The organism is Geminicoccus flavidas (assembly GCF_009806515.1).
Classification (GTDB): domain Bacteria; phylum Pseudomonadota; class Alphaproteobacteria; order Geminicoccales; family Geminicoccaceae; genus Geminicoccus; species Geminicoccus flavidus.
In genome coordinates this window covers 1-16306 of sequence record NZ_WUJP01000049.1, presented here as the reverse complement: position 1 = coordinate 16306, position 16306 = coordinate 1, and the positions used below count along the sequence as shown (strand labels likewise).

General features: G+C 68.5%; 19 protein-coding genes. 9 read left to right on the top strand and 10 right to left on the bottom strand.

The window, feature by feature from the left end:
- Nucleotides 1-304: ATP-binding cassette domain-containing protein (locus EQG76_RS33025; protein ID WP_159709911.1), on the bottom strand; the 304-nt coding region annotated here is incomplete at its 3' end.
- A gap of 96 nt (nt 305-400) precedes the next feature.
- Here EQG76_RS33025 and EQG76_RS01350 point away from each other — a divergent pair.
- The 3 genes from EQG76_RS01350 (at nt 401) to EQG76_RS01340 (ending at nt 3161) form a co-directional block, all read left to right on the top strand.
- Nucleotides 401-1882, top strand: a complete 1482-nt coding sequence (locus EQG76_RS01350; protein ID WP_159709909.1) for an AMP nucleosidase — start codon at nt 401-403, stop codon at nt 1880-1882.
- Nucleotides 1883-2184: 302 nt separating this feature from the next.
- Complete coding sequence (locus tag EQG76_RS01345) at nt 2185-2694, top strand: YciE/YciF ferroxidase family protein (RefSeq protein WP_159709907.1); 510 nt, start codon at nt 2185-2187, stop codon at nt 2692-2694.
- Nucleotides 2695-2942: 248 nt separating this feature from the next.
- Nucleotides 2943-3161 carry a hypothetical protein gene (locus EQG76_RS01340; RefSeq protein ID WP_159709905.1) on the top strand — a complete coding sequence of 73 codons (219 nt, stop codon included), beginning with the start codon at nt 2943-2945 and terminating at the stop codon, nt 3159-3161.
- 23 nt (nt 3162-3184) lie between these two features.
- Here EQG76_RS01340 and EQG76_RS01335 read toward each other — a convergent pair whose 3' ends face one another.
- Both EQG76_RS01335 and EQG76_RS01330 read right to left on the bottom strand, forming a co-directional pair.
- Nucleotides 3185-3598, bottom strand: a complete 414-nt coding sequence (locus tag EQG76_RS01335; protein ID WP_159709903.1) for a type II toxin-antitoxin system VapC family toxin — start codon at nt 3596-3598, stop codon at nt 3185-3187.
- A complete protein-coding gene (locus tag EQG76_RS01330; RefSeq protein ID WP_159709901.1) occupies nt 3595-3837 on the bottom strand; it encodes a type II toxin-antitoxin system Phd/YefM family antitoxin in 243 nt (80 codons plus the stop codon). The genes EQG76_RS01335 and EQG76_RS01330 overlap by 4 nt, the downstream gene beginning before the upstream one ends.
- Nucleotides 3838-4151: 314 nt before the next feature.
- Between EQG76_RS01330 and EQG76_RS01325 the strand changes: the two genes are divergently transcribed.
- Both EQG76_RS01325 and EQG76_RS01320 read left to right on the top strand, forming a co-directional pair.
- Nucleotides 4152-5414 carry an SGNH/GDSL hydrolase family protein gene (locus tag EQG76_RS01325; RefSeq protein WP_159709915.1) on the top strand — a complete coding sequence of 421 codons (1263 nt, stop codon included), beginning with the start codon at nt 4152-4154 and terminating at the stop codon, nt 5412-5414.
- A gap of 108 nt (nt 5415-5522) precedes the next feature.
- Complete coding sequence (locus tag EQG76_RS01320) at nt 5523-5960, top strand: hypothetical protein (protein WP_159709899.1); 438 nt, start codon at nt 5523-5525, stop codon at nt 5958-5960.
- A gap of 263 nt (nt 5961-6223) precedes the next feature.
- Here the strand turns inward: EQG76_RS01320 and EQG76_RS01315 are convergent, their stop codons facing one another.
- From EQG76_RS01315 to EQG76_RS01300, 4 genes are read right to left on the bottom strand one after another with little or no spacing between them, the layout of a single operon-like run.
- Nucleotides 6224-6817, bottom strand: coding sequence for a GNAT family N-acetyltransferase (locus EQG76_RS01315; protein WP_159709897.1), 594 nt, complete (start codon nt 6815-6817; stop codon nt 6224-6226).
- A gap of 17 nt (nt 6818-6834) precedes the next feature.
- Nucleotides 6835-7242: a ketosteroid isomerase-related protein gene (locus EQG76_RS01310; protein WP_159709895.1), complete on the bottom strand. Its 408-nt coding sequence runs from the start codon at nt 7240-7242 to the stop codon at nt 6835-6837.
- Nucleotides 7239-8306, bottom strand: a complete 1068-nt coding sequence (gene dusA / locus EQG76_RS01305) for a tRNA dihydrouridine(20/20a) synthase DusA (protein WP_159709893.1) — start codon at nt 8304-8306, stop codon at nt 7239-7241. Before dusA ends, EQG76_RS01310 begins: the two co-directional genes overlap by 4 nt.
- A 53-nt stretch (nt 8307-8359) precedes the next feature.
- Complete coding sequence (locus EQG76_RS01300) at nt 8360-9541, bottom strand: RtcB family protein (RefSeq protein WP_159709891.1); 1182 nt, start codon at nt 9539-9541, stop codon at nt 8360-8362.
- A 143-nt stretch (nt 9542-9684) separates the two neighbouring features.
- On the opposite strand from EQG76_RS01300, the gene EQG76_RS01295 reads away from it, so the two are divergent.
- The gene (locus EQG76_RS01295; RefSeq protein ID WP_159709889.1) at nt 9685-10485 is read left to right on the top strand and encodes a class I SAM-dependent methyltransferase; all 801 of its coding nucleotides are present in this window, start codon (nt 9685-9687) and stop codon (nt 10483-10485) included.
- 7 nt (nt 10486-10492) lie between these two features.
- On the opposite strand, the gene EQG76_RS01290 is transcribed toward EQG76_RS01295, so the two are convergent.
- From EQG76_RS01290 to EQG76_RS01280, 3 genes are all read right to left on the bottom strand, one after another.
- Nucleotides 10493-11296, bottom strand: a complete 804-nt coding sequence (locus tag EQG76_RS01290) for an ATP-binding cassette domain-containing protein (RefSeq protein WP_159709887.1) — start codon at nt 11294-11296, stop codon at nt 10493-10495.
- Nucleotides 11293-12384, bottom strand: a complete 1092-nt coding sequence (locus tag EQG76_RS01285) for an ABC transporter permease (RefSeq protein ID WP_159709885.1) — start codon at nt 12382-12384, stop codon at nt 11293-11295. Before EQG76_RS01285 ends, EQG76_RS01290 begins: the two co-directional genes overlap by 4 nt.
- 175 nt (nt 12385-12559) lie before the next feature.
- Nucleotides 12560-13585: a sugar ABC transporter substrate-binding protein gene (locus EQG76_RS01280; RefSeq protein ID WP_235031149.1), complete on the bottom strand. Its 1026-nt coding sequence runs from the start codon at nt 13583-13585 to the stop codon at nt 12560-12562.
- Between the two features lie 272 nt (nt 13586-13857).
- Between EQG76_RS01280 and EQG76_RS01275 the strand changes: the two genes are divergently transcribed.
- The 3 genes from EQG76_RS01275 to EQG76_RS01265 all read left to right on the top strand — a co-directional run.
- Entirely contained in the window at nt 13858-15132 is a 1275-nt protein-coding gene (locus EQG76_RS01275) for an ROK family transcriptional regulator (protein ID WP_159709883.1), read from the top strand.
- A complete protein-coding gene (locus tag EQG76_RS01270; protein WP_159709881.1) occupies nt 15129-16040 on the top strand; it encodes an ROK family protein in 912 nt (303 codons plus the stop codon). The genes EQG76_RS01275 and EQG76_RS01270 overlap by 4 nt, the downstream gene beginning before the upstream one ends.
- Nucleotides 16041-16054: 14 nt before the next feature.
- Nucleotides 16055-16306 (top strand): inositol monophosphatase family protein (locus tag EQG76_RS01265; protein ID WP_321573424.1); only part of this gene is annotated, 252 nt, incomplete at its 3' end.

Sequence of the window (16306 nt, the reverse complement as noted above, 5' to 3'; positions counted from 1 at the left end):
GCAAGGGCGGGTCAACGCTCTCAGGGAGAGCCGCTGCGACGAAGGACAGGGCGGTGGCGTGCCCGCCGAAGTCCGGCTCCTGGGGGAGGTAGCTCACCACCGTGCGCGGCTGGAGGAAGCGTTCGCCGGAATCCAGCTCGACCATCCCGGCCAGCACCTTCATGAGCGTCGACTTGCCCGCGCCGTTGCGGCCGATCAGGCAGACCCGCTCGCCCTTGGCGAGCGAGACGTCGAGCTGGTCGAACAGGCGCTTGCGGCCAAGGCCGAGCGAGGCGGTGCGCAGTGCCAGAAGCGGAGGGGCCATGGGTCTCGTTGCGGAGCGTGAGCCGGCAGATGCGGCGGGATCGACCGGGCCGTGCTAAGTGAGACCGCAGCGACAGGCAAGGACAGCAGGCAGCTCATGGCGATCGATCTGGCGGAACTGTTTGGCGGCTTCGGCGTCCGCCACGCCAGCGTGTTCCATGATCCGGACGAGGCAGTGGCCCGGGTCGAGGCGATCTATCATCAATCCCGCCAGACACTGCACGACGCACTGCAGGCGTTCGCCAAGGGCGTGGAGCCAGGCCGGATCGATGCCTGCTACCCGTTCGTCGGCATCGTCGTCGAGGCCCATCACCTGGCACTCGACGGCAGGCTCGCCTATGGCGTGCTCCACGAGCCCGGCGTCTACGGCACCACGCTCACCCGCCCCGACTTCTTCCGCGACTACTATCGCAACCAGCTGGCCATCCTCATGGACAACCACCGGCAGCCGGTGGTGGTGGGGGTGAGCGACCGGCCGATCCCGCTGCCCTTCGTGACCGAGGACATCCCGCCCAACCTGAACGAGGTCCAGCGCCGCCGCCTCCAGCATGTCTTCCCGATGCCGGACCTGTCGCGCACCGACGACGCGATCGCCAACGGCACGGCGCTGCGGAGCAAGGACCGGCCGGGACCGCTGGCCCTGTTCACCGCCGAGCGGGTAGATTACAGCCTGGCGCGGATCTCGCACTATACTGGCACCTCACCCGGCTGGGTGCAGCGCTTCATCCTGCTCACCAACTACCAGCGCTACGTCGAGCACTTCGTCACCTGGGGCCGCCGGCAGATCCTGGATGGCGACGAGTACGACTTCCTGGTCGAGCCCGGCAACGTCGTCACCCCCAACCCGCGCCTGAGCGACCGGGAGCCGTCCGGCACCGCACCGGCCCATCTGCCGCAGATGCCGGCCTACCACCTGACAAGGCCCGACGGCCGCGGCATCACCCTGGTCAATATCGGCGTCGGCCCCAGCAATGCCCGCACCATCACCGACCATCTGGCGGTACTGCGTCCGCATTGCTGGCTGATGCTCGGCCATTGCGCCGGACTGCGCCGCTCGCAGCAGCTGGGCGACTACGTCCTGGCCCATGGCTATGTCCGCGACGACCATGTGCTGGACGACGAGGTCCCGCCGTTCGTGCCGATCCCGCCGATCGCCGAGGTCCAGGTCGCCCTCCAGCAGGCGGTCGCCAACGTGACCGGCCTCTCGGGCCTGGACCAGAAGACTCGGATGCGCACCGGCACGGTCGCCAGCACCGACAACCGCAACTGGGAACTGCGCTACGACGAGTTCTTCGAGCGCCTCTCGCAGTCGCGCACCATCGCGGTCGACATGGAGAGCGCCACCATCGCCACCAACGGCTTCCGTTTCCGCGTCCCCTACGGGACTCTGCTCTGCGTCTCCGACAAGCCGCTGCACGGCGAGATCAAGCTGCGCGGCTCCGCCGACCAGTTCTACCGCCAGCGCGTCGAGCAGCACCTGCTGGTGGGGCTGGAGGCGATCCGGCTCCTGCGCGAGCAGGGGCCCGACCGGCTCCATTCGCGCAAGCTGCGCAGCTTCGACGAGCCGGCCTTCCGCTAGTCCTCTTCTTCCATCGGAGCTTCACCCGGCCTGGCGCAGTGCTCCCGTAATCCCCGCGCACAGGCGAGGATGACCCGGGAGAGGCGGGCCGTGAGTGTCCCGGCAGGCTGCCTAAAAGAAAAAATGTAGCCGGGATGAGCTATTGAAAAATATTATTCAGTAGCCATATCCATGCTTGGACTCCGGTGGGTCCTGCGAACACTGCATGTTACTGTGCGCGTCATGTGCCGGGCGGGTTCCGGCGCAGGCTGAACGTGCGTCCGCCGGTCATTCTGTGCCCACGGCCAACGAGGACAAAAACGTTGTCGATTCAAACCCTGGAAGATCTCTACACCCAGCAGTTGCAGGCCCTTTTCTGCGGTGAGACCCAGCTCTGCGAGCTGGTGACGGCCTTGCGGGAGGCCGCCGGGCACAAGGACCTCGACAAGATCTTCGGGGACTGGATCGAGCAGGGCCTGCAGCGGCGCCACATGCTGGAGCAGATCCTCGGCGAGCTCGGCCAGGAGGTCGACGGCACCACCGCCGACCCGATTGTGAGCATCAGGGAGGCGAGCCTGGCCCTGATCGAGAGCATTCCCGAGCCGGACATGCGCGATGCCGGCCTGATCGCCGCCGCCCAGCGCGTCGCCCATTACCGCGAGGCCGGCTACCGCGCGCTGGCGCCGTTCGCCGTCTTCATGAAGCGCAAGCACGACCAGCACTTCATCGAGAACTCCGCGCGCGAGAGCCGCGAAGCGGGCGAGCAGCTTTCGCAGCTCGCCACCCGCACCATGCACCGCGCCGCTGCCGCCTCCTACCAGATGGCGGGCTGAGGTGGGCAAAGGGACGCCCCATGAGGTTGATGGGGTGGCCCTCCCGATCTGGCACCCGAGACCCGGCAACCGTTGCTGCGTTTAGCCGCAATGTGTTTGCCGAGGGTGCCTTGACCGCGAAGACGAAGCAGGCGGGGCAGGGCGGGCCCACCAGTGGGTAAGCCGCGTTCGGATCAGGCCGGCATGCGCCCGCCTATGAGGAATTCCGCACGGCCAGGCCCCATTAGGCAGGCAGAGGAGGAATCCGTATGCGCCAGCTGATCGGCTTCGTCGCCGGCTGTCTCGGCTTCATCGCCCTGGTCATGGCGATCGTCTGGTACATGGGTGCCTTCGACGAGATCAATCTTGGCCTGCACGGCTGGATCGCCTTCACCCTGGGCGTCGTCCTGACCTGCGTGCTCGGGATCGTCCTGATGGGCCTCGTCTTCTACAGCAACCGGAGCGGCCAGGACGACCGCGCCGGCTAGGCGGGCCGCCGAAACCATACCGCTCACTCGCCGAGCAGTGCCGTCCCCACCACCCGGGCCGCTGCCCGCAGTTCTCGGTCCAGCGAAGCCAGCGGCAGGTCGCGCCGCCTGGCCAGCTCCAGATAGGCGGCGTCATAGGTGGTCAGCCGGAAGCGGTCGCTGAGCTGCAGGGTCGCCGCCCAGGCATGCCCGTCCGTCTCCTGGTCGGTCACTATGTCGAGCAGCGCCAGATCGCTGATGGACGCGTCCCGGAACGCGGCATCGACCCGCCCGCGCCGTACGGCGGCCTGCAGCGCATTGCCCACTTCCAGCCGCCAGATGCCCGGAACCACCGCACCCTGCTCGGCGACCTGCGCCAGCACTGCCTCGGCCGCGGGCGTCCGCTCGTCCTCGAAGAACCAGGACAATGCCATCGAGCAGTCGAGCACGAGGGTCACGGCCGGCCTTCGTCGATCAGCTCCTTCAGGCCGATGCCGCCCAGCCGCATGCCCTTGCTGCGCGCGATGATCCGCTCGGCCGCCGCCCGCGCCTTCGCCTGGTCATGCCCGCGATCTGCCGGCACCAGCCGGGCGACCGGCCGGCCGCGCCGGGTGATGACGATCTCCTCGCCGTGCTCGACCCGGTCGAGCAGGGTGCCCAGCGTGTTCTTGGCCTCGAAGGCTCCGATCTCGGACATGCCACTCTCCGAACAAGCTAGCCTGTAATCTAGCTGGTTCGCCGGAGAAATCAAGGAGCCGCCTGCGCTCCTGGTCCCGGAACGTCAGTGACAGCTGGGTCTGCATCCGGATCAGAACAGCCGCAGTGCGGGCAGGGTCAGCAGGTTGTTCGACTCCAGCACAATCATTATTCTCGGCCGACGGGTACTCATCGCCATAGTCAAGACGGCGCGATCGACAAGCCCGGCCAAGAGCAGATCAGGAGGTAACCGTGTCCGAGCAGTTCCAGGACCATCGGCCGCCGGCTGCGCCTGTCCGTGCGAGAGTACGGCGGATGCTGTTCGTGCTGACCGTCACCCTGTTTGGCCTGTCTGCCGTCAGCCAGCCGCCGGTCCAGGCGCAGCCGGCCGGCGATGGCGAGTGGATCGGCACCTGGTCGGCGAGCCCGCAACCCGTCTGGGAGCCGGACTTCTTTGCCCCGGTCAACATGCCGCGCGCCCTGCGCAACCAGACCATCCGGCAGGTCGCCCAGATCAGCCTGGGCGGCGAGCGGGTCCGCGTGGAGCTCTCGAACGAATATGGCGATCGCCCGCTGGTGATCGGCGCGGCGCATGTCGCGCTCGCGGACGAGAACGGCGCCATTAAGCCCGGCTCGGACCATGCCCTGACCTTCGGCGGCAACCCGTCCGTCACCGTGCCGCCCGGCGCGCCGATCCTGAGCGATCCGGTGGACATGCCGCTCGAGCCGCTGGCAGACGTCGCGGTCAGCCTGTTCCTGCCCGAAATCACGCCCACGACCACCTGGCACAATGATGCCCGCCAGACCGCGTACATCTCGGGCGAGGGCGATCACACGCAGGCAGCCACGTTCGAGCCGGTGCAGACGATCCAGTCGCGGATCTTCCTGAGCGGAATCATGGTCGATGCCGCCGACGGTGCCCGCGCCGTCGTGTTCTTCGGCGATTCGATCACCGACGGCGACGGTTCCAGTCTGGATGCCAATCACCGCTGGCCGGACTTCCTGGCCGAGCGCCTGCATCAGGCGGGGGCCAGGGTCGCGGTGCTGAACGAAGGCATCTCCGGCGCCCGCGTCCTGCGCGACCGCATGGGCGACAACGCGCTCGCCCGCTTCGACCGGGACGTGCTGAGCCACCCTCACGCCGACACGGTGGTACTGATGATGGGGATCAACGATATCGGCTGGCCGGGAACGCTGCTCGTGCCGGAGGGCGAGCCGGCGCCCAGCGCGGAGGACGTGATCACCGGCTACAAGCAACTGATCGACCGGGCGCACGCCAACGGCATGCGGATCATCGGCGCGACCCTGACGCCGTTCGCCGACACATTCGAGGGGACGCCGCTGTACGGCTACTATGACGAGACCAAGGAGGCGAAGCGGCAGGCGATCAACGACTGGATCCGCACCAGCGGCGCCTTCGACGGCGTGATCGACTTCGACGCGGTGACCCGCGATCCCGCCAGCCCGAAGCACATCCAGGCCGCCTACGACAAGGGCGACCATCTCCATCCGAACGATGCCGGCTACAAGGCGATGGCCGATTCCGTCGACCTGAAGCTGCTCGGCGTGAACCCGTAGCACAGAACGAGCCCAGAGGATTGCGGGCGGCATGCACGGCATCGCATTGCTGGAAATCCAGCCGTGACTCCGAGTATAGGAATGAAAGCCTGTGCACGGAGTCCTGCCATGCCCGCCGCCCGCACCACCGCCCAAGCCGAAGCCGCCCGCAGGAACGGCGCCCGCTCCGCCGGCCCTGTCACCCCCGAAGGCAAGGCCGCCTCGGCCAGGAACGCCGTCCGCCATGGCCTGTGCGCCCGCAGCCGCCGCTTCCTCCCTGGCGAGGACGAGGGCGAGTTCCGGCGCCGCCGCGAGGCGTTGCTCCAGCAATACGCCCCCGGCGCCGAGCCCGACCGGGTCCTGCTGGTCGACCAGCTCGCCTGGAACTTCTTCCTGCGCGATCGCTGCGACCGGCTGGCCGGCGCCCATGCCGCCGAGCTGATCGCGGAGTACGACTACACGGTGCCGGAAGCGGCGGTTTATGACCTTTCGCCCCATCTGGCGGCGCTGACCCGCTACCGCTCGGCGCTCTGGCGGGAGATCAGGGAGATGCTGAAGCTTCTCTAGGCACCCCGCGCGGCGGAGGCGCCGGACCTGCTGGAGCGGGTGGAGGAGGTGATGGCGGCAGCACCATGCCGTCCGCGCGAGCCGGCCGTTCCCGCCAATGATGCCGGGCCTGCCGGGACGGCAGCAGCACCGGGCAGATTACCGAACGAACCCGGGTCCAGGCGGCAGGTGGCGGCAGCCAAGGGCTGGCCCGCCGCAAGCACCCGGGCGGATGCGGCCCATGACGACGAAACGAACCCGGGCCAGGCTGCACTTGGCGAGCCTCAGAGGCGCTTGATCCAGTAGGACATGGCCTTCGTCGTCTCCTGCTGATCGCCCACGTCCTTCCAGGAGAACCGGCAGCTCAGCCCCTCGATCCGGGCAAAGCCGCGCTTGCGCCAGAACTGGTCGAGCGGCTGGTACTCCTTGGGCCGGGCCGGATGATCCTCGGGCCGCACCACGGCGCAGAACACCGCATGGTCGTAGCGGCCGGACGAGCGGGCCGCTGTCTCGCGCTCCTGGAAGAAGCGAACCCCGATGCCCTGGCCGCGATGGGCCTTCTCCAGCACCGATTCGCCGAAATAGTAGATGCGGTCGGTGTCGTAGCCGGCCTCGGCCAGCGGCTGGCGGACCGATTCCGGCTCACCGCGCATGGGCAGGGCGGTGGCAGCGCCGATCACCCGGTCGCCCAGGAAGCAGCCGACCACCACCGCCTCGGGCTCGTCCAGATAGGTGCGCAGGTAGCGCTGCTCGTAGGCGGCCGAGCCGTCATAGAGGTAGGGGAAGTCGCGGAATACCTCGATGCGCAGCCGGGCGAGCTCGGGCAGAGCCTCCTCCAGGCGATGACCGGTCAGGCGCTCGAAGCGCAGTTCGCTCATCCCTTCCTCCCCGGCACTCAGCCCCGGACCTGCTTCAGCCAGTCCTCGAGATTATAGTAGTTGGTGACCCGCGCGACCTTGCCGTCGCGGACCTCGAAGAACGCGCCGCCCGGCAGCACATAGGTCTGGTTGTTCGCCTCCGGCAGCCCCTCGTCGGTCGCCAGATACGTGCCGTGGACCACATATTCCGCAGCGGCACGCGTGCCGTCCGCCGAGGTCATCACCACGATGTCGGCCAGCCGCTCGGCATAGGAGCGGTTCATCCGCGCCATGAACTGGCGGAACGCGTCCTTGCCGGTCTCTCGCGCACCCTGGTTCAGGTCGTGGACCACGTCGTCGGTCAGCAACGCGAAGAACGCGTCCCAGTCCCGGTCGTTGAACGCCTGGTAGTAGCTGCGGATCAGGGTCTCGGTGGCGTCGCTCATGCGGCTTTCCTCGTGGTGTCATCGTCGCGCGTGACCGCGGCCAGGGCCGCGTCCAGCAATTCTCTCGCAGGCAGGCCCCGGACCATGCCCTCGGACAGGATGCGCCGGTAGCGCCTGGCCCCCGGCAGTCCGTTGAACAGGCCCAGCATGTGCCGGCCGATCGCCTTGAACGGCGTGCCGTCCGCCATGCGCGCCTCGGCATAGTCCGCCATCGTCCGGACCACCGCCTCGCGCGTCAGGCCGTCACGCCCTTCCTGGCCAGCCAGCGGCCCGAACCGGGTCAGGCTCCAGGGGTTCTCATAAGCCTCGCGGCCGATCATCACCCCGTCGAACCGCCCCAGTGCGTCTGCGACCGAAGCCTCGCTGCGCAGCCCGCCGTTCAGCACGATCGTCAGGTCCGGCCGCTCGGCCTTCAGCCGCTCGACCAGCTCGTAGCGCAAGGGCGGAATCTCTCGGTTCTCCCTGGGGCTCAGCCCCTTCAGCCAGGCCTTGCGCGCATGGACGATGAACACGCGGCAGCCGGCCTTCGCCACCTCGGTCACGAAGCGGAGCAGCGTCGGCCATTCCTCGTCGTCGTCCACCCCGATCCGGTGCTTGACCGTGACCGGCACCGGCACGGCCTCACGCATCGCCCGCACGCAGTCCGCCACCAGTTCCGGCTCGCGCATCAGGCAGGCGCCGAACGCCCCCTTCTGCACCCGCTCCGAGGGGCAGCCGCAGTTCAGGTTGATCTCGTCATAGCCCTGCGCGGCGCCGAGCCTCGCCGCCTCCGCCAGGGCCTCCGGCTCCGAGCCGCCCAGCTGCAGCGCCACCGGATGCTCCGCCGGATCGAAGCCCAGATGCCGCTCCCGGTCGCCGAACAGGATCGCCCCGGTCGTGACCATCTCGGTATAGAGGAGGGCGCCCGGCGCCAGGATGCGGTGGAAGAACCGGCAGTCGCGCGTCGTCCAGTCGATCATCGGCGCGACGGAGAGGCGGCGGGCCGCAGCCAGCCGGGCGGTATCGCCGGGCGAGGGGGCAGGGTGCGTGGGCCGGGGCAGGGCGTTCTCGGGTCGGGTCAGCATGTCGCCGGCCCCATAGCATGTTCCGCCCGCCGCGGCATCCGGGCCATGGGCGCTCAGTCCTTGAAGGGGTCGACCAGCTCCGGCGGCGCCATCACCACCACCAATGGCGTCAGCCGGTGCTCGATCTCGATCGTCCCGGCATGTTCCGCCAACACGTCTTCCAGCCGGCGATAGACCTGCGGCGCCTCGTCCGCACCCCCGCCGATCAGGATGATGCCCTGCCTGGCCACCTCCGCCCGCATCGCCCGCTCGTCGACCTTGCCCGGCTCGACCAGCACCCGCCGCTCGCTCTTCCAGCGCCACTTACCCGCCGCCTCGCGCCGGCCCATCACCCGCCCGGCCCCGTGCACGGTGGAGTAGAGCGCTGACTTGGCGCACTCGCTCTCCACCCCGCGCAGGATCACCGAACCGTCCGCCATTGACCCGCCGACGAAGCCGCGCTGCCCGGGAAAGGCCGGGGTCGCCCCCTTGCGCACCACGAGCAGGGTCTCCCCGCCATGCTGCTCTTCCCAGACATAGTTGTGGTGGTTGTGGACCTCGTCGGTCCACTCCTCGCTGCCCTGGACGATCCGCGCCACCTCCCGGCAGACCCATTGCCGGCCAGTATAGGCGTAGCGCCCGGCCAGCTGCATCGCGAGCAGGTATTCCTCGGCGAGCCCGGTGCCGCGCGTCACCAGCGTGGGCGGCACCATGACGCCCTCCTTGCCGCCCGCCGCGTTGCGGAAATGGGTGGCGATCCGGTGGCCGAGGCCACGCGAGCCGAAATGGACGCCGATCCAAACCAGTCCCTGCTCGTCCTCGAACAGGTTCACGTAGTGGTTGCCGCCGCCCACCGTGCCGAGCTGCTCCTGCGCCATGGCGCGCAGCGGGCGGACCGCGCGGATCTGCCAGGCCGGATCGCCGTCCAGGCACTCCGCCTCCACCCGCTCCGCATTGCGCCGGCCGATCCCGAACGAGATCCGCTCGCCGATCCGCTTGGCGATCGCCGGCAGCGCGTCGCGGATCTGTGCCGCGGTGACCGGCAGCCGCACCGCCATGTTCCCGCAGGCGATGTCATAGCCGACCCCGCTGATCGACACCGCATCCCGGTAGCCCACCACGCCGCCCACCGGCTGCGAATAGCCCAGATGCCCGTCCGCGCAGAGCACGCCGCGCGCCGCCGGCCCGACCAGGCAGTTCGCCATCTGGTCAAGCGTCGCCTGGTCGTGCCGCCCGAACACCGTCAAGTCCTGCATGAATCCGCCGCCGTGCCGTGGATGGATTGCCGCCTGCGCACGAGGAACCGTCTGGCGGGCCATCAAGCTCCCGTGCAGAAGAGGATTCCAGGATCGCCCGCCAGGCGGGAGAATGGGCCACCTTGTCCGGTGGAGGCACGGGCATGACCCAGTCGGACTATGTCGCCAGCAACCCGCTCGCCTATGAGCGCCAGATGGGCCGCTGGAGCAGCCGCCTGGCGGCGAACTTCATCCGGTTCGCTCGGATCGGCGACGCCGCACACATCCTCGACCTCGGCTGCGGCACCGGTAGCCTGGCTTTCGCCCTGGCCGAGGCCATGCCCGGTGCCAGGATCACTGGTGTCGACGTCTCCGCGCCATACATCGCCTACGCCAGGCTACAGGCTTCGACGCGGCCGCTGGTCTTCGCGCAGGGAGATGCCACCTCTCTGCGCCACCCGGACCAGAGCTTCGACGCGGTCCTGTCCCTCCTGGCCCTGAACTTCATCTCCCGCACGGAGCAGGCGGTGCGCGAGATGGTGCGCGTGGCGAAGCTTGGTGCCGTCGTGGCCGCTGCGGTCTGGGACTTTCGCGGCGGGCTCACCTTCCTGCGGGTCCTGATGGACACCGCCGCCATGCTCGATCCGGACGGCGAGAAGTTCCGCGCCCGCATGTGCACCGGCCTCCTCACTGGCCCCGGCGAACTGGCCGGGGCCTGGACGGCGGCGGGCCTGAGCGAGGTCGAGCAGGCCTCGCTCACCATCCGCATGGAGTTCCGCTCGTTCGCCGACTATTTCGAGCCCTGGCTGGCCGGGCAGGGCACGGTCGGCGCCTATGTCGCCACCCGCACACTGCAGCAGCGTGCCCTGATCGAGCACCATGTCCGGCAGGCCTATCTGGCCGGTAGCGATGAGGGCCCGCGCTCGTTCGCCGCCACCGCCTGGGTGGTGCGCGGCGTCCGATGATGCCGGCCTAGTGGACCGGCGCCTCCTTGGCGCCGGTCATGATCGCCACCGCGTCGGACATCGAATAGTCCTGCGGCCGGATCACGCAGGCGCGCCGGCCCAGGCGGTGGATGTGGATCCGGTCGGCGACCTCGAACACGTGCGGCATGTTGTGGCTGATCAGAACGATCGGCAGACCGCGCCGCTTCACGTCCAGGATCAGGTCCAGGACCTTGCGTGATTCCTTCACGCCCAGTGCGGCGGTCGGCTCGTCCATGATCACCACCCGGCTGCCGAACGCGACGGCCCGCGCGATCGCGACACCCTGGCGCTGGCCGCCGGACAGGGTCTCAACCGGCTGGTCAATGTTCTGGATGGTGAGCAGGCCCAGGGCGTTGAGGTGCTTGCGCGCCTCCCTGCGCATGAAGTCGCGGTCGAGCTTGCGGAAATACTTGCCGAGAAAGCCTTCCGAACGCTTCTCACGGCCGAGGAACATGTTGTCGGTGATGCTGAGCGCCGGAGAGAGCGCCAGGTTCTGGTAGACCGTCTCGATGCCGGCGGCCCGCGCCTCCAGCGGCGACTCGAACTCCACCCGCTTGCCTTCCAGCAGAATCTCGCCGGCATCGGGCTTGAGCGCACCGGTCAGCGCCTTGATCATCGACGACTTGCCGGCGCCGTTGTCGCCGATCACCGCCAGGATCTCGCCTGGATAGAGCTCGAACTCGGCATGGTCAATCGCGACCACGTGGCCGTAGCGCTTGACCAGGTTACGCGCCTGCAGGATCGGCTGCACACCCGCTGGCGCATGGGTGTTCTGCTCGCTCTGGTTCATGCGGACACCTTCCGGATCCACTGGTCGATCGCGACCGCGACGATGATGAGCAGGCCGATGGCGAATTCCTGCCAGAGCGAATCGGCCCCGGCCAGCGCTAGGCCGTTGCGGAACACGCCCACGATGAGCGCGCCCACCAGCGTGCCGATGATCGAGCCGCGCCCGCCGAACAGACTGGTCCCGCCAATCACCACCGCGGTGATCGAATCGAGGTTGGCGGTGGCACCCGAGATCGAGCTGATCGCCCCGATCCGGCCGATCAGCGCCCAGGCGGCAATCGAGCAGATGAAGCCCGCCAGCGTGTAGACAGCGATCAGCGTGCCGGTGACGTTGATGCCGGCGAGCTTGGCGGCTTCAGGGTCATCGCCGGTGGCATGGACGTGCCGGCCGAACGCGGTGCGGTTGAGCAGGTACCAGATGAACGCCGCGATGATCAGCATCAGGATCGAGCCGAGCGTGATCCTGGCACCCAGGAAGTTGAAGGCCGTGCCGGTGAACTGCAGGAATGGTGCGGCTTCGGCCACCTCCTGTTGCCTGATGGTCTGACTGGCCGAATACCAGAGGTTGAGCGCGCCGAAGATGCTCCAGGTGCCGAGCGTCACGATGAAGGGCGGCAGCTTCAGCCGGGCGACCAGGAAGCCGTTGAGCAGGCCGCACGCGACGCCGACCAGCAGACCCAGCATGAAGGCCAGGGGCACAGGCAGACCAGCCAGCACGGCCAGTCGGCCCATCACCACCGAGGACAGCACCATGATGGCGCCGACCGACAGGTCGATGCCGGCGGTCAGGATGATCAGGGTCTGCGCGGTGCCAAGGATCGCGATGATCGTGACCTGCTGCAGGACCAGCGACAGGTTGAACGGATGGAAGAAGCGGCTGCCGACGATCGCGCTGAACAGGACGATGGACAGTGCCAGCACGATGAACGGGATCGTGGTCGGATTGGCATGGAGGAACTGCTGGAAGCGCTTGAGCGGCGTCCGGCGCTCATCGTCGAAGCTCACATGCTCTTGCTGGGACGTGCTCGCCAATACCCGCTCCTGCTCGGCTGGTCCTGCTCTGCCGGCAGGATTGGCACCATCGGTCATCCTCGGCCCTCTTCCGACTGGGCTTGGCGGCATCGGCAGCCGGCTGAGGGCAGCCGGTTGAGGACCGTGCCCACTCGGACAAACCGCTACCGCGAGGTTCAGGGATGGGGAACGCCGGCCTCCGCACCGCCGCGATGTGCCTCGCGACGGCGGGAGGCCGGAACCCCCGGCTGGATCAGCCCCAGCAGAGCTTCAGGGCTTCCTCGGAGGTGATCGACTCCAGGCCGTCCACCGGCTTGTCGGTGACCAGTTCGACGCCGGTGTCGTAGAAGTCGAGGCCGGGCGTGGGCTCGGGCTTGGAACCGTCCTCGGCGAACTTAGCCACCGCCTCGACGCCCAGCGCCGCCATCTTGAGCGGGAACTGCATCGAGGTGGCACCGATCACGCCGGCCTGGACGTTGCGCACGCCGGGGCAACCGCCGTCCACCGAGGTCATCAGGACCTGGTCCTCGACGCCGAAGGCCTTGAGCGCTTCATAGGCACCGGCCGCAGTCGGCTCGTTGATCGTGTAGACGACGTTGGTCTCCGGGTCCTTCTGGAGCAGGTTCTCCATGCCGGTCCGGCCACCTTCCTCGGCACCTTCGCCCCACTGATGGCCGACGATGCGCGGATCATCCTCCTCGCCGTAGCGCTTGGGATCCTTGATGTCGATGCCGAAGCCCTGCATGAAGCCCTGATCGCGCAGCACGTCGACCGTGGGCTGGGTCTCCAGCGCATCCAGGAACGCGATCTTGGCGTTGGCCGCCTCGTCGCCCAGCGTCTTGGCCGCCCACTGGCCGATCAGCACGCCGGCCTTGAAGTTGTCGGTCGCAAACGTCGCGTCCGCCGCGTCGGTGGGGTCCAGCGGCGTGTCGAGGGCAATCACCAGGATGCCGGCGTCACGGGCCTTCTGGATGGTGGGCACGATCGCCTTGGTGTCGGAGGGCGTGATCAGGATGCCCTTGGCTCCCGCCGCGATCAGGCTCTCGACCGCCGCGACCTGGCTGTCATTGTCACCGTCATACTTGCCGGCAAAGCTGGACAGGGTGACGCCCAGCTCCTTGGCCTTGGCCTCGGCACCTTCCTTCATCTTGGCGAAGAAGGGGTTGTTGTTGGTCTTGGTGACCAGGCCGACGATGGTCTCGGCCGAGGCCGGCAGAGCGGAAGCCGCCAGCATGGCGAAGACGGCGGCGGTCGACAGCAAAACGGGACGCATAGCCATGTCCCCTCCCGATCCGTAAAATGTGGTTGGTCCCCGATCCGCCAGCCGCCTTACAGCGACGCGGCCGATCCACTCGTTCTTGTCCACCCTGCATGGGCAGGGAGATCATGGCGGCAAGGAGCATGTGCCGCACAGGCCCGTCAATAGATAAATCCAGATGATTTAACTATTGACCCAGCGCCGCGATCGGGCGCAGCATCCGCTCCCTCCAATGCGGCAGCCGGCCCCGACCATGCCGGCCGGACTGCTTCTGGAGCCGGGAGGCGCTAGGGATGAACGGGCATGCCGTCGACGGCAAGGACGGCCTGCAGGCCGTCGCCGACCTCGGCGGCGGGACCAACCAGATCGGCGGTCGCCTGTACAACGAGCGGTTGATCCTCTCGCTGATCCGGCGCGGCGGCAGCCTGTCCAAGGCGGCGATCGCGCGGCTGACCGGCCTGTCGGCGCAGACGGTGTCGGTGATCATCAGCGGCCTGGAGGCGGACGGGCTCCTCTTGCGGCACAGCCCGCAGCGCGGCCGGGTGGGCCAGCCGTCCGTGCCGCTCGCGCTCGATCCGGAGGGTGCCTTCTCGCTGGGCATGAAGCTCGGGCGGCGCTCCAGCGACCTGATCCTGATGGACTTCACCGGCGTGGTCCGCGCCAACCTGCGCGAGACCTATGCCTATCCGACCCCAGAGCGGCTACGCGCCTTCGTCGACCGCGGCAGCCGGATCCTGACCAGCCGGCTCTCAGCGACCCAGGCGGCCCGGATCCGCGGGCTCGGGCTGGCAGCACCGTTCGAGCTGTGGAGCTGGCAGCCGGAGCTGGGCGCGCCCGACCCGGTCGCGGACGCCTGGCGCGACTTCGACATCCCGGCGGCGGTGCAGGACATCTGCCCCTGGCCGGTCCATTACTGCAACGACGCCACCGCTGCCTGCGCGGCCGAGCTGGCGTTCGGCCGCCACCAGCACGTCGCGGACTTCCTCTACTTCTTCGTCGGCTCCTTCCTGGGTGGCGGGATCGTCCTGAACGGCAAGCTGTTCCAGGGCCATAGCGGCAATGCCGGTGCGGTCGGCTCGCTGCCGGTGGGCGATGGCCGGCAGCGGCTGATCCGTACCGCCTCGCTCTACGTGCTGGAGCGCGAGCTGACCGAGCTGGGTCTGGACCCGCAGCTCCTGTGGCGCTCCGACGATTGGTCCGGCCTGGGGGGGCCGCTGGAGAGGTGGATCGAGCGCAGTGCGGAGAGCCTGGCGGTCGCCTGCGTGGCCGGCCTCGCCGTGATCGACTTCCAGGCGGTGGTGATCGACGGGGCCTTTCCAGAAGCGGTGCGGGACCGGCTGACCGATGCGGTGCGCGAGCGCTTTCTCCGGCAGGACCGCCAGGGGCTGACGGAGGCAGCGATCATCCCGGGCTCGATCGGCCGCAATGCCCGGGCGATCGGTGCCGCCAGCCTGCCGCTGCTGGCCGGCTTCTCGCGCGACCCGGACGTGCTGTTCAAGGAGCGGGGCCGGACACAGGCAGCCGGTCAATCGGCAATGGCAACGGAACTGGACAAGAGGACGAGATGACGGTCCTGATCGGCGTCGACTGGGGCGGAACCAAGATCGAGGCGCTCGCCATGCGCCCGGACGGCACGGAGCTGGTCCGGATCCGCAAAGACACCCCGGCCGGCGACTATGAGGCCTGCGTGCGCATGGTGGCGGACCTGGCGCTGGAAGCCGAAGCCAGGGCGGGCGAGACGGGCCTAATCGGGATCGGCATCCCGGGCTCCGTCGACCCGCGCACCGGCATCGCCAAGGGCTGCAACTCCACCTGGCTGCTCGGCCGGCATGTCGAGCAGGACGTGGTGGCGGCCCTGGGCGGGCGCGAGGTGCGGCTGGAGAACGACGCCGACTGCCTGGCCTCCTCGGAGGCGATCGACGGGGCAGGGGCCGGGCATCGGGTGGTGTTCGCCGTGATCCTCGGCACCGGCAACGGTGCCGGCATCGCGATCGACGGCCGGCCGCACAGCGGGCCCAACAACAGTGCCGGCGAATGGGGGCACAGCCCGCTGCCCTATCCGGACCTGACCGAGATCCCGGGCACACCCTGCTATTGCGGCAAGCATGGCTGCCAGGAGACCTGGACGTCCGGCACCGGCTTCCAGAACGACTATGCCCGCCATACCGGCCGACGCATCAAGTCGCCCGAGATCATGGCGCTCTATCGCAACGGTGACCGGCTGGCCAAGCTGGTCTTCGAGCGCTACGTGGACCGGCTGGCCCGCGGCCTGTCAGTGGTGGCGAACACGCTGGATCCCGACATCTTCGTGCTGGGCGGCGGCATGTCCAACATCGACGAACTCTATGTCGACCTGCCGGAGCGGATCGCCCACTACACCTTCTCGCCAGTGTTCTATACGCCGGTGGTCAAGGCGAAGCACGGCGATTCGTCGGGCGTGCGCGGCGCGGCCTGGCTCTGGAAGGATCGGATCTGACGGTGGAAGCAGGCATGGACGGGATCGGCGAACGCTTCGCGACGGCCAGGACGGTGATCCGCGAGGCGGGGGCCCTGGCGCTTGATTATTTCAAAAAGCTCGACCAGCTCACGATCAAGAGCAAGGGTCTTCAGGACATGGCCAGCGAGGCCGACCTGAACACCGAACTCCTGATCAAGCGGCGCCTGAGCGAGGCCTTCCCGACCGACGCGTTCCTGGGCGAGGAGACCGGGGCCGCCGACTTCAGCGGGGCCAGTGGTATCTGG